This window comes from Roseovarius sp. EL26 (assembly GCF_900327775.1).
In the GTDB taxonomy this organism is placed as follows: domain Bacteria; phylum Pseudomonadota; class Alphaproteobacteria; order Rhodobacterales; family Rhodobacteraceae; genus Roseovarius.
Genome location: NZ_OUMZ01000003.1, coordinates 142,177 through 155,164 on the forward strand (window position 1 = coordinate 142,177; position 12,988 = coordinate 155,164).

At 51.0% G+C, this 12,988-nt stretch carries 9 protein-coding genes and 1 rRNA gene; 4 read left to right on the top strand and 6 right to left on the bottom strand.

The genetic code is table 11. From position 1 onward, the window contains the following. Positions 1 to 25: 25 nt before the first annotated feature. From D9A02_RS01635 to D9A02_RS01655, 5 genes are all read right to left on the bottom strand, one after another. Entirely contained in the window at positions 26 to 2,380 is a 2,355-nt protein-coding gene (locus D9A02_RS01635) for a sulfatase-like hydrolase/transferase (RefSeq protein WP_120499255.1), read from the bottom strand. A 1-nt stretch (position 2,381) separates the two neighbouring features. After that, positions 2,382 to 3,161, bottom strand: a complete 780-nt coding sequence (locus tag D9A02_RS01640; protein WP_120499239.1) for a hypothetical protein — start codon at positions 3,159 to 3,161, stop codon at positions 2,382 to 2,384. Positions 3,162 to 3,170: 9 nt separating this feature from the next. Continuing rightward, entirely contained in the window at positions 3,171 to 4,649 is a 1,479-nt protein-coding gene (locus D9A02_RS01645; protein WP_120499240.1) for a hypothetical protein, read from the bottom strand. A 130-nt stretch (positions 4,650 to 4,779) separates the two neighbouring features. Continuing rightward, positions 4,780 to 6,624, bottom strand: a complete 1,845-nt coding sequence (locus tag D9A02_RS01650; protein ID WP_254054505.1) for a glycosyltransferase family 2 protein — start codon at positions 6,622 to 6,624, stop codon at positions 4,780 to 4,782. A gap of 92 nt (positions 6,625 to 6,716) precedes the next feature. Continuing rightward, complete coding sequence (locus D9A02_RS01655) at positions 6,717 to 7,802, bottom strand: glycosyltransferase family 2 protein (protein WP_120499241.1); 1,086 nt, start codon at positions 7,800 to 7,802, stop codon at positions 6,717 to 6,719. Positions 7,803 to 8,009: 207 nt separating this feature from the next. Here D9A02_RS01655 and msrP point away from each other — a divergent pair, with 207 nt between their 5' ends. Then, positions 8,010 to 8,912 carry a protein-methionine-sulfoxide reductase catalytic subunit MsrP gene (gene msrP / locus D9A02_RS01660; RefSeq protein ID WP_120499242.1) on the top strand — a complete coding sequence of 301 codons (903 nt, stop codon included), beginning with the start codon at positions 8,010 to 8,012 and terminating at the stop codon, positions 8,910 to 8,912. A 71-nt stretch (positions 8,913 to 8,983) separates the two neighbouring features. Here msrP and D9A02_RS01665 read toward each other — a convergent pair whose 3' ends face one another. Beyond that, positions 8,984 to 9,640 carry a hypothetical protein gene (locus tag D9A02_RS01665; RefSeq protein ID WP_162932922.1) on the bottom strand — a complete coding sequence of 219 codons (657 nt, stop codon included), beginning with the start codon at positions 9,638 to 9,640 and terminating at the stop codon, positions 8,984 to 8,986. Positions 9,641 to 9,778: 138 nt separating this feature from the next. Between D9A02_RS01665 and msrQ the strand changes: the two genes are divergently transcribed. The 3 genes from msrQ to D9A02_RS19310 form a co-directional block, all read left to right on the top strand. After that, positions 9,779 to 10,393, top strand: coding sequence for a protein-methionine-sulfoxide reductase heme-binding subunit MsrQ (gene msrQ, locus D9A02_RS01670; RefSeq protein ID WP_174232018.1), 615 nt, complete (start codon positions 9,779 to 9,781; stop codon positions 10,391 to 10,393). 144 nt (positions 10,394 to 10,537) lie between these two features. Next, positions 10,538 to 11,653, top strand: a complete 1,116-nt coding sequence (locus D9A02_RS01675; RefSeq protein ID WP_162932923.1) for a Hint domain-containing protein — start codon at positions 10,538 to 10,540, stop codon at positions 11,651 to 11,653. 962 nt (positions 11,654 to 12,615) lie between these two features. Then, a 16S ribosomal RNA gene (locus tag D9A02_RS19310) occupies positions 12,616 to 12,988 on the top strand; the annotation flags it as partial.

Genomic DNA, 12,988 nt, shown 5'->3' on the forward strand with positions numbered 1-12,988 from the left:
TTGCACCAACCAGTACTTAGAGCTCTCAAGTGGCTGAATCCGTTATCTTTGACGGGGGAATGAGGGCTCTTGGTTTTGGCATGGTGTCAAACATTTGTATTTGTTCATCCAGATGCTCGGGTGAGCGAACCCCAGAAATGAATATAAAGCTAATGCCAGACTGAAGCCGCGTGCTATCGCCTTTTAGTTTTCTTTCAGGCGCTTTGGGCCAGCCGACCAAGGCATAGATATGATTTTCATTCCAGTGAGAGATTCGAGTTACACCGCCATAGGGAATGAAAATCTTCACGGCACCCTCGCCGGGGTTCACGATGTTATCGCCGCTTCCCAGATAGAGAAGATCATTACCAGAACCTAAACTGATCTGGTTGTGCCCCGGACCACTATGCACCTCAGAAGATCCTTCGCCGTCAATAATGACGTCGTTTCCATGTCCCCCGTAGATCTTATTGTTACCTTGGTTGCCGAAAATTGTATCATTTCCAGTGCCGCCATCCAGCAGGTCCTTTCCCAGACCCCCATAAAGATAGTCATCGCCTGCGCCACCAAAAAACTGATGTGTTGATTTCTTCTTTTTGGATTTGGCAATGAGTTGGTCATTGCCCGCGCCACCATGAAATTTTGCCCCGGCATATTTCGGGCCATACATCACGTCATCCCCATTGCTGCCGGTCACATTTACTGTGACCCGCTCAGAGGTCTCAAAATTAATTGGGCTATCGGGGTGGGCAACGATCCGCAGCTCTTTGCCCACAGTTGCCGTTGCTTCGTCGCGTGCAACTACCGTTGCGATACGGATGTTTTCAATATTTGCCGGGACATGAAGCACGTAATCATCAGGGCCAGCCATATACCACAGCGTATCATTGCCTCCGTCTTTTTCTTCTTTAATTTTTTCGGCATCAGCACCGTAAGCCCAGTAATCATTGTCACCACTGCCACCTTCAAGCACGACAGTCCCATCCACCGCCATCATGGCGTTTACGCCGTTCGCAGGGTTTTGCAGGCCACGCAAATCCAACCCAAGCTCAAGGGCGCCACGAACCAATTCGTCACGTAGGAATTCGATCGGGGCACTCTCCACCAGATTTGTGGTCTCACCGGGGTCTGAAATGATATCGTAAACATGTTCTTCGCCGTTGGGATAACGGAAGTAACGTAGGTGCTGATATCCTTCGACTGAAGGGCGTACTGATAAGGTCCCGAATACACATGTTATTGGGGATTTGCTTGTATCAAATGCCCCAAAGCTTTCGTCGATCAGGGGCAATAAGCTCTGGCCTGTTGTCCAATCGGGACGGGGTGGTATCCCCGCTAAATCTAAGATGGTTTTGGGAATGTTGTGCAAAGAGACAGGCAAGTCGACTTCTTGCCCGGCTTGCATACGTGAGTTCCATATACCTAATGGAATATGGGCTGCGCTGTCCCACTGGCTCATCTTGTGGAAACTGTCGTGGTTACCAAGGCTAAAGCCATTATCAGATAGAAAGATAACGGTGGTATTGTCTGCAAATGCAGATGTTTCTAGCGCGTTTAAGAACCGTCCAATCTCATAATCCACGTGGCTGACTGCTGCAAAATAAGCGCGTACAACTTGCCGCCAACCTTCATCGCCTGCTTTCTCAGGCGTCCATTGACCATTGGCAATATACGCGGCCTCATACACAGCCATACCCGCTTGTGGACCAAAATAATCCTCTGGGGCGGCGATACTGGGCCATTTGATCGCCTGCACATCATACATTTGATAAAACCGATCCGGGCAAACAAGATTATAATGGGGGTGCTTAAAGCCCAGCTGTATCAAAGTGCGCCGCGAAGGGTCTGCCCGTCCAAGGAAATCGATGGCATTTTGTGCGACCTCAAAATCGTAGAACTTATGATCCTGACTGCCATCATCATCTGGATGATTGATGCCACTAATTCCGGGGCCACGATCTAGGTAATCTTTGACCTTATATCGGCGCCCTCTGTCTGCTGCCTGTGGCTGTTCATGAAACAGAATACGACTGTATTCTTGAGGCATGGGTTTATAGTTGGAATCGACTTTGCCGGTTGTGAAATTGTAAAATCCATTGCGCCGCAGATCATATTGCCAAGCTTTAACAGGGGGCATGACATCGCGCCAAAAGCGATTTAGATCGACAAGTCCGGTGCGGAATGGGGATAAGCCCGTTGCCAGTTCTGCCCGGCAAGGCGCGCAAAGGGGCACCGTGGCATAGGCATTGGTAAAGCGCGCAGCCCTTGCCATAAAACGATCTAGGTTGGGGGTTTGGATTTCGATGCCAAAGCTGTTTCGCCAGGTGAAAATATCAATCATGTCATCTACCCAAATGACGCAGATATTATCTTTGCGGATCGTTTCAGCTGTAAATGACATCTTAAAGCCCCGGCCCATCTAGGGCATTTATACATTCCAACTGTTCCGAACCCACAGCGCTTCTGGGATCTAAGATGTTCAACTCGGGCCAGAAAAATACGTCGGAGACAAAGCTGTGACCCAGAGTCTTCAACAGACCTTTGCGGTGGCTACGGCATCCTATAAACAACCGGGCAGGCCCGTCAAAATCAAGGTTGCGCGCCTGCGTGTTGTGCACAGCCCCGTTTTGCGAGCGCAGGGAAAAAGTTTCCCCATCCAGCGATAGGATGAGCCATTGAAACCCTGCATCATGGGTGTTTGTCTCTGTTGATAATTCAAAGCAGCCCTTGTCGTCTTTTGCAGTGATTTTGCCATCATTTTGCGTGATGAAGATGTAATTGCTCTGACTCTCAAGATTAACAGTCAGCAAAGTGCGGGCATCATTGTCAGGAGCCGCAAAGCGTATAGCACAGGAAAAACGTTGGTTATCATCTGCTATTTTCGGAACATGGAAGCCGCCGTTCAGGCCTTGGGAGAAGGCCAGGCAATCTGAGCCAGCGTAAGTTGTCGCCTTCCCTTGCTCTCTATTCGGTTTCACGGGCAAGGCGGTCGTATCCCCCACTCGCGCATGCCACTTATGTAGGAAGCTCAGGTCAGGATTTGCTTTGCAGGGTGTGAAACGAAAATGCGGCTCGCCGGCCAGAAACCAAATTCCACCCACAGAATCTAACGTTTCGGCAATGGATTCTTCAGATCGGCCAAGCAGCACATGCTCTGGGAGGATTTGGTCAATTTCATACATGAATGAACCTCAATGAACCGGTAACGCACAGGGTAACGCCCAGCGATGCAACGGTCGGTTGCTGTGGCTGATCCGTTGCCAGTCATCGCGTATTGCACCCCGGTTTGCCAAGGTGCCATCGGTTGTTGGTGGCGCCCCCAAAGCATAAAGCAACGTCACGGGTTGATCTTTTACATCAGCTTCTGGTGTTAGCAGCAGGCATTTTGGATCTTCTGAACAGAGAGCGACATGGCTGATACCCACATATCCCTGTTCCGTTTGGAGGCGAAATCCAGCCCCAGCCCCTGCTGAAAATGGGTCATCTTGGTCAATGACCAAATCGCCAATACTGCCTGCTGTGACACGAATTTTATCTTCTTGGCGCTCAGCTAGGTAGAAAATAGGGCAGGTCCAAGGTTTTCCTTCAAGATAGGTCTCTATTGCGGCTGCATCCATGTCAGCCATATGCAGGCGGGTGGATGGGTCTGGGCGTGCGGTGTCGTCCAAAGGAAACATATATCCGGGCGCAGAAAAAAGCAGATCGTGATCTGCATTGTTCCATGCAAGTTCCCACTGGGCGCGTAACGCAGGGCCGTCACTAATCTCTTGGGTGCCACAATCAAATGTGGTGACGAATAGCGGCCGGGCAAAGCCCATCTTGGCCAAATCTGTTTCTAGATTATTCATCAACTCGATAACCCCGTCACGATAACTGTCATGATCGCTGAGAACATCTTCCAACACATAGTCGATCCCGATGGATAAAATCCGGGCAGGCCGATCAAGGGATTGGGCGGCATTTTGCAAGTTCTGCGCGGCAATCAATAGGTTTTTATATGCCTGACCCGATGCCAGCTCTTGCACGGTTACGGAGGTATCTGTTTCACAACGGGCCACAAAAGTGGGTAAGCTGCGATGCGTGTCGAAACATTGATGTAGCAAGCTTTGCGCGATGCAGGCATCGCGTGTCTGTTCTGGTACCTGTTGCAGGCCTTTTACAATCCCTGCAACTTCAACCCCAGCGACGCCAACTGCGCCAATGTCATCGCTGGGTGCTAAAACATGATAAGGGAAGGTTCCCGGCCCCGGCGTGGCGGCGGCACGGCGTGCCCCGCCGATACTAAAAAGTCCAAAAAGAGCCCCTGTCGTATCTGCGAAGATATCCCCGCCGTTCACATTGCGACGAAAATCGCGTGTGCCCTGCTGCCCTGGTAGACGCGCTGAGAAAACATACCATTCCCCGTCACGTCGCACATTCCAAGCGTCAATATCGCCCAGGATTTCTGCATTATAATATGCTTGCTCCGATGGTATTGAAGAGGCCCTTGAGGATGTGGATGGATCGGGTTTGGGTAAGCGATTGTTAATATCTTCAATGACTGCATTCGAAAGTTTGAGAACCAGGCCACTGGCATCATAGCGAATGACATCCCCATTAGCGGCTCGCAGTATGGTGCCCGTTTGCGGAGGTAAATTGGCATCCGGCTGAGTCTCCCGGTCATTTGTCATGGGCTATCACTTTCCTCAGCTCGGTATCTATTATTGAAATATCAGGAATATGCTTAAAAACAAAAGTGATATTTAGCTTGGTTTAACGCACCAGTATTCATGATGTTCAGGCTACATATGTGTCGGATCTTCAAAACCCGGGTTCACTGGATAGGGATGTCCTATCATATTGCAGTGATCCGCTTTCCGCGCGCTCTTTCTTTTCTACAAAGCCCTTTGTGTTTAGGGTATCAGCATAGGCTTCGCGAAATTCCTGCGCTTGGGTGTTGTCGATAAAGGGGATGATGATCCGCTGGACTTTTGCTAGATCAGCCCCGGCCAACACATACGGGGGTACAACGCTTGGCGTGGTCAGACGAAGGGCATCTGGTCGGAAGTCGTTCAGGTAAGCCGCAAGGCCCGACGCCTGATCCTTGCCGTCACCTTCGAAACATAAGGCTCCATCGCTGAGTTTGAGGCGGGCTGAGTTTACCAGCTCGTTCTTTTGCAAGATGCTATTGCCGACTTTCACCAGTTCGGGACGCGCCTCCTGTGTCATCTGTACAATGTCTGGTCGGGTCTGAGACAGCCTTGCATTGATGAAGCTTATGCCGGTCCCAAGATCGAGCAGTTTTGAGCAATCTTCGACGTAGCTTGCGATATTGCGGGCATGGCGGCGGTCAAAACGTCCACTTAGTACGCTGTTCAATGCTTCGGGGCTAAAGATCCGGGGGTCAGCAGGCAGTTTGACCTCGTGATTTGCAACCCAATCGACCTGAATGTCGCCCGACAGATCAATCTTTCCCTTCACATAAGGAGAGGCATCTTCGTTACGCCAGCCTTCAACAGTTGCTGTGCGACGTTCAGATTTTGGTTGGTCGGCGGCTTTCTTTTCCACCCGGCTCATCAAGGCGGCGATCTTGGCGGGATCACGGGCTTGTGGTGGTTTGGCCTGAACCTGCGTGATGGGGACTTTGCCGGCTTCAATCAGGCTATCTTTCAGCTGTTGATAGGCATCGGTTTGTTTGTAGTCGTCCAATCGCGCCTCGACTCGGTCGATGGCCGCGTGGTGAAGTTTGGCCAGAACCGGATCTTGCAGCAAGGCTTCCATGATCTCTGCCCGGCGAGGGGCGTGGCGCAGGATTGAGCGATCTTCGATCTCGTTGCGATCCTGCAGGGACCAGTAGTCGGCGTTATACTTGTCTTTCTTGTTGTTCACATTGCCGCGGAATTTCCGCACGGCGTAGCTGTCGACGGATTTCACCGCATAGTGGTTCATCTGCGCCCAGTTATATCCCAATGTGCGCCGGATGGAGCGCCAGCCGCGGAACTTGAAATAATCCTCCATCGGCTGGCCGGAGCCGTTCAACCATTTCACGGTATCGGGGAAATCGGTTTCAAGATGTTTGTTCTTGATCGATGGCCGGTGAATGCCAAGCTTCCAGTAGTCAGAGTCGAACTTGAAGAGCGTTTTAACCCCCCAACCTTTGTTCCAAAGTGGCGGCGCGGCGCGCAAGTACTGCTCGCTCACGGGGGCACGGGACCATTCTACAATATCGCTTGATCCGAACACACGCCACGTGATGACAATGCCATTTGCCCCACGATTGACAGCATCCGATATCATCCCATCAAGATGGCCGGACGGATGCCCGATCGAAAGGAATTCGTCGGCGTCGAAAACCAATAACCAATCTGCATTCTGCACCAGAGGCTCGGTTTGGGCATATTTTAAGGCCGAGGGTTGTGGCTTTTTGCCTTCTGGAATGTCATTCGGTCTGTGATACCCAAGGCCCAATTCCTCTAGCCTTTGAAGCATCTCAACCGTGCCGTCAGAGCAATCATTGGTGTAGACAAGGATATCGGTGAAGCCGACCGCCAGATGATGGGCGAACCATTCCAGTAAATAGGGGGCTTCGTCTTTCATCATTGAAACTGCCATCACCTGTCCGTGGGGGCTGGTGCGGTTTTGCAATTCCTCAATCAGGTCAGGCATGTTTCAGATCTGTGCTCGCTCTTATATATGTTGGGTGTAACCGATTGTGATTTTGTTCGCCACTACAGGGGGTGGGTTTTGAAGGGCTAACGTTAGGAGTTAGGCGGATTATTCGGTGGGCTGGTGCTGCCGCCGTTCTCCTGTTGGGCCAGCAGGCGGCGACGCAGCTTCATGAAATGCTCAAACAGGGCCTTTTGTTCGGGGACGGGCAATGCCTCACTCCCACCAGCTTGACGGATTCGTGTCAGGGTCAGGAAGGTCTCTGTGTCTTGTATTAAATCCTGAATGCGTTGGTGACGCCAAGCCACGCCTGCCTGATGAAGCTTGTTTAGCTCAGCATCTTCTTTCCAAAGCGCAACCTGCTCTTCCACGGCCTTTGCATGGCGCAAAATGCGAGTATCTTCTTGCGTGTTGAAGTTACGGTCGATCCAATAGGGAAGGTCAATCGGATCGTCGCTGCGGTTTGGTTTGCCGCGATCAGCTTTGACCAGAAAGTTTTCGATTGAGCCAAGCGCATAATGATTGAACTGGGCCAACTCGTATCGTGGCGCGACGCTGGGCACGACTGTTCCCAGAAGTTGCGTTGCGCTGCGTCCGCTGCCGTTGACCCAATTTTGCCAGCGATTTTCGCCTTTGCGCAGTTTTGGGCGGTGAACACCCAGTCTTTCATAGCGATTGCTGGCGCGGTAAAGCGACTTGAATTGTACAGCTCGCCAAGGCCAGAGCATGACATCAGGTGCGGCCTGTGTGAATTGTTCGATCATGGGACGGTCTTCGAATTTTACGATCCCGTTGTTGCCAAACATTCGCCAATCAATTGCAAACCCTTCAGCATCGGGGCAGGCGGACAGCAAATCATTAATATGCCCACCCCCGGCATGGATGCATAGAAACTCATCCACATCTGAGACCATGATCCAATCAGCGGCCTTCATAAGTGGGTGATTGCGGGCGCGACCCAAGGCCTTCCACTGTACAGTTTTCTTGCTGCTTCTGGGATTTGGTTGGTGCGTGACAAGACCCATCGTTTGCAGGTGTTCCAGCATCAAGTCGGTACCGTCATCGCAGTCATTACTGTAGATCAGAAAATCAGTCACACCAATCAGACGATGATAGGCGAGCCATTCCAGAATGAACGGCGTTTCATTTCGCATAGTCGTAATAGACAGGACGCGCATGGGCTGCCTTTTTTGCTTATTCTGTTCAGCCCTAACATTCGACAAGCTGCAAGGGCAATGAAAATGCCTGAGGCGATGAATTCGCGGCAAAGCATTACGTTACAGTGAACCACATCATTGTGAGCCGTATTGTTTTGTCACAGAACAGAGGTGAAATTATGCACAACACTAAGGCAAAGTGCCTGTTTGGTATAAAAGGAGCCCCGAATGGCCTATCGCTGGAAGAATACGCTGAGTGACCGTCATGTGACAGATGAGTCGATTTATATGAACCGACGCCAGCTAATGACGGCGGCGGCATCGGGGCTGGCGATGGCGGGTATAGCGGGGGCTGCCCGCGCCGAGGCGTTGGAGACCAACAGCTGGGAAGATATCACCAGCTACAACAACTATTATGAGTTCGGCACCAGCAAGAGCGATCCGGCGAAATATGCGCACACCTTGGTAACCAGCCCCTGGAGCGTACAGATTGATGGGCTTGTCGATAGGCCGGGTGCCTATGCGCTTGAGGATATCCTGAGCAAGATGACCATCGAAGAGCGGATCTACCGCTTCCGCTGTGTTGAGGCATGGTCAATGGTGGTCCCATGGAACGGGTTTGAGCTGTCAGATATGCTGGAGCTGGCTGGCGTGCAGTCGGGCGCTAAATATGTGGCCTTTGAAACAGTTCTGCGCCCGGATGAAATGCCCGGCGTACGCTATCCGGTTCTTGATTGGCCCTATGTCGAAGGGCTGCGCCTGGACGAGGCGATGAATCCTTTGACGATCATGGCCACGGGAATTTATGGCAAAGACATCCCAAATCAGAATGGCGCGCCATTGCGTTTGGTGGTGCCGTGGAAATACGGTTTCAAATCGATCAAGTCGATTGTGCGGATCACCCTGACAGACACGCAGCCGCCAACCAGCTGGAACAAGTCCAATGGCCGCGAATACGGATTCTATAGTAATGTGAACCCAGAGGTCAGCCACCCACGTTGGAGTCAAGCGACAGAGCGTCCATTGGGTGGTGGGTTGTTTGCCTCGCGCCAGCCAACGCTGATGCTCAACGGTTATCAAGATGAAGTCGCCAGCCTTTACGAGGGCATGGACCTGAGAGAGCACTTTTGAATCTTGCAGGTGATATCCAATCGACCTTGTCTATGTACGATGTCAGGCAAGATGCAGAGGCTTATGAGGTATCAAAACCCCATGTGGTTTTTCCATGTGGGGGCCTGCGCGATCATGCCGTTGCGGGTGTTTTGGTTGGCGATCTTTTCCATAGCCGAAATGAACTGGGTACGATGCGACAGGAATTTGGGAATATAGAGCGGCTGCTGCCGTTCAAAGGTCAGGACCAGTGCTGGGCGATTTTCATGCACGCGGATGCTGACGAGATCGCCCAAGTCTCGGGTTTGGGTGCGCAGATCAACACCGTGGCAAATGATCTGTTGATCACTGTAGATGACTTTCTGAACAAACAGCAGCATGAACCATGTGTAACAAAACACTGCGATCAGCCCGTAATAGATGACAGCGCGGAACCAACCCGATGTCATTCCGATAGAGTCCCACAGGGGGTCAAAGTTAGTATAGGTCATAAAGGCAATCGCAATGACCGGAGCGATCAGGCTGAGGCCCATCGGTGGGCGCAGCTCGATCCGGCCATCGCCAAGCTTCATCGGGGCGGTGCCGAACAAAGACGAAATGAAGCTCAGGCCGACATCTTCCAACCGATCATCCTGGGCGTAGATCGAGGTGTTGCCCTTGGTGCTGCGCCAGCATCTTATGCCAATGTAAACGGCGACGGATGTAATAAGGGACAGTATGGCATAGGCCATTAGGTAGTCATGACTCATAAAGAACGATCTCGCAGGGGCAAACGGAGGGCGTGGCTAACGGTTGTTGTTCACGGTGATGAACAATCATGTCGAGAAGTTGGCACAGTTTCGATTTTTCGTGGGTCGTGAGGGCTATTTGCCAAATGGAAACAGGAGATGAAGGCCGTGATTGATCAGTTGAACCGGGTTATGCGTATGATCCCAGCTTGGAGCATTTATGTTTGCGGGTTATCTTATGCTGCTTGGTTGTTGTGGCTGGGGATCAGCAATCAATTGGGCGCAGATCCTGTCGAAGCGCTGGAGCATGCGCTGGGTGAGGCGGGACTTTATGTGATGATTGCAGGTTTGAGTGTGACACCCTTGCGAAGATATCTGGGTCTCAACCTGATGAAATTCCGCAGGGCGCTGGGACTGACCTGTTTCTTCTTCATTGCGATGCACCTTTTGGTTTGGGCTATTCTAGATGTGCAGCAATTGAGCGCTGTTTTGGCGGATTTGACAAAACGCCCGTACATTATGGTGGGCATGGCCGGGTTCTTGCTGATGGTGCCTTTGGCGATCACGTCCAACAACATGTCTGTCCGGCGTTTGGGGGCCAACTGGCGATCACTTCACAAATTGACCTATCTGGCTGCTATCTTGGGCGGTGCGCATTATCTGATGCTGGTGAAGGGCATTCAAGTAAAGCCAATCTTCATAATGTTCGTGATCGTAAGCCTTCTTGGTGTCCGATACGTAACCTCCCGGACCTCACGACCATCTAGGATTTAATCATTCGAAGGTTAGATGTTCCTATGATTGTGTAGGGGCCAAAATAGCTCAAATTTGGGCAATTCATGTCGCTTTTCCCCTATGCGAAATCTGGATGAACTGATTATAGCCAGACCAGTTGAGTTTGTTTTAAAGAGTAAAGTCATGGCGACACTGGACCAAAGCCTCTGGCTCAATGCCTCAGGTACTGCTGAAGACGGAAGCGTCATAGTAAATGACGGATCGTCAAGTACGACAGTCACTGCAGATTTCACGGGTATTTGGAGTTCCGATGACCCTGGTGGATCTGGGCAAGATATTAACTCGAACTTTGCGACCTCTGATCGGACGGCGGACTTCAGTTTTTCCGAGGATGTAGAGAACCTGTCCTTTACCCTGAACGGGGTGAACGCCGGTGGTAGTTTTAATGACGGTTATCGGGTTTTGATACTGGACGAAAATGGCGATCCAATTCCGTTTTCCAGCATTACAGTTACGTCCAGCGGCTCGGGTGTGAATATTTCCACTAATGCGGCGGGCGAGATCCTTATTGATCCTGACACTGGGTTTTCCAGAACGCTGAGCTTTTCCGTTGCGGGTCCCGTATCGCAAGTTGTTATTGTATCGACACCGTCTCCCGACGGAACGTCAACGGGTGGCTCGGGTATTAGCGATTTTACATTCGACGTTCCCGCACCGCCGCCTTGTTTTGTCACCGGGACTTTAATCAAGACACAGTCCGGTCTGGTTGCGGTTGAGGATTTGCAAATTGGTGACATGGTTCTAACACAAGACAACGGGTATCAACCGGTCCGGTGGGTCGGTTCCCGGGTGGTGTCTGGGCGCGGTCGTTTCGCACCGATCACGATCAAGAAAGGCACTTTCAGCAATGATCGCGATCTTAAGGTCTCTCCGAACCATCGCGTGGTTGTGTCGGGTTGGCGTGCGGAATTGATCTTTGGGCATTTTGAGTGTCTGGCTGCAGCAAAATCGCTGGTCAATGGAGACACCATCTGCCGCACCCCTTGTGCTGCAGTGACCTATTGTCATGTGATGTTTGATCAGCATGAGATCATCTTCAGCGAAGGCGCTGCAACAGAGAGCTTTCATATTAGCGCTGCTAGTCTTGATACTATTGCCCCAGAGGCGCGCGCAGAGATTTTAGCACTGTTCCCAGAATTGAACGCACAGAGTGTTTCGTGTCAGCATCTGGCAAAGCCCGAGCTCAAGGTGTTCGAAGCTCAGCTGCTGTCGGCCAACCTTGTGGCACGCGCTGCTTAAATACCCTCTGATACACAGGCTTTTTATTGCGGCAGCGCCCTGGCCTGCCGCAATAACAAAGAGGTTTCGTGACAAACGGCAAAGCCGCACTACATAAACTGTTTCAGGTAACCGATTTGCCTGGCGCGTAAAGGGAACAGGATGTGGGCTTTCTTAGGCGCCACTTAACAGCATCTCATAACTGTAATGTGCGGTTAGTATACCCTGAGCGTGCTCCCCCTTGTTAAGCCATTTTCTATATTATTGATTCTGGTTTGAGATGTTGACTGTGATTCCTTGGGTGGTTTTGAGGTGAGTCTTTGTTGATATGGTGGATAAGTCTGTTGATAACGCAAGATGTGGTGTTTTGAGGGATGTTGGTTGTAGTTGATGATGATGATTTTGGCTGTGTTGGCAAAAAGGTGTGTGAGTTAAGTTATTGATATTGTTTTATTTTCGTTGTTTTTGATAAAAAGTGTGAGTTTTTGTAAAAAAGGGGTTGCGGGTATGCGTAACTAACCGTAGAACCCACTTCACCGGCGGCGCTGAGGCGCACAACGGGACGCCAGACGGAACAACGGAGCGACGCTCTAGAGGGAAGGAAAGCGGAAAATTTGAGGGAATTGATGCAGGTTGCACCAGAAAGAATTCGGTGCTTCGTGTAGATTTTGTCTCTGGATCTTCGGGTCCACGCTCTTTGAAATCGCAAGTATCTGAAGAGATATGTGGGCGGTTTGGTTCATTCGATGGATCAACTACTGTGCATATATCTAACTACCTAGAATTTGGTTTCGGCCATATTCGATGATGGATAGTCAGCTTCACTGTTTGGACGGCTTTTTGTTATCTTTGATAACTTCAAGCACAACAAACAGAGACGTATTCAGGTTTTCAGTAAGAACCTGGATATGACGTTTCAACCAGCCGGTTGGAACAATATGTGCAGAGGTTCGAACGTCAAGGTTAAGCTGGTAACAGCTTTTCAACTTGAGAGTTTGATCCTGGCTCAGAACGAACGCTGGCGGCAGGCCTAACACATGCAAGTCGAGCGCGCCCTTCGGGGTGAGCGGCGGACGGGTTAGTAACGCGTGGGAATGTACCCTTCTCTACGGAATAGCCTTTGGAAACGAAGAGTAATACCGTATACGCCCTTCGGGGGAAAGATTTATCGGAGAAGGATCAGCCCGCGTTAGATTAGATAGTTGGTGGGGTAATGGCCTACCAAGTCTACGATCTATAGCTGGTTTTAGAGGATGATCAGCAACACTGGGACTGAGACACGGCCCAGACTCCTACGGGAGGCAGCAGTGGGGAATCTTAGACAATGGGCGCAAGCCTGATCTAGCCATGCYTATA

Coding starts and splice junctions, on each gene's coding strand:
- D9A02_RS01635 (WP_120499255.1), bottom strand. CDS start 2,380: ATGTCATTTACAGCTGAAACGATCCGCAAAGATAATATCTGCGTCATT.
- D9A02_RS01640 (WP_120499239.1), bottom strand. CDS start 3,161: ATGTATGAAATTGACCAAATCCTCCCAGAGCATGTGCTGCTTGGCCGA.
- D9A02_RS01645 (WP_120499240.1), bottom strand. CDS start 4,649: ATGACAAATGACCGGGAGACTCAGCCGGATGCCAATTTACCTCCGCAA.
- D9A02_RS01650 (WP_254054505.1), bottom strand. CDS start 6,624: ATGCCTGACCTGATTGAGGAATTGCAAAACCGCACCAGCCCCCACGGA.
- D9A02_RS01655 (WP_120499241.1), bottom strand. CDS start 7,802: ATGCGCGTCCTGTCTATTACGACTATGCGAAATGAAACGCCGTTCATT.
- msrP (WP_120499242.1), top strand. CDS start 8,010: ATGGCCTATCGCTGGAAGAATACGCTGAGTGACCGTCATGTGACAGAT.
- D9A02_RS01665 (WP_162932922.1), bottom strand. CDS start 9,640: ATGAGTCATGACTACCTAATGGCCTATGCCATACTGTCCCTTATTACA.
- msrQ (WP_174232018.1), top strand. CDS start 9,779: ATGAAGGCCGTGATTGATCAGTTGAACCGGGTTATGCGTATGATCCCA.
- D9A02_RS01675 (WP_162932923.1), top strand. CDS start 10,538: ATGGCGACACTGGACCAAAGCCTCTGGCTCAATGCCTCAGGTACTGCT.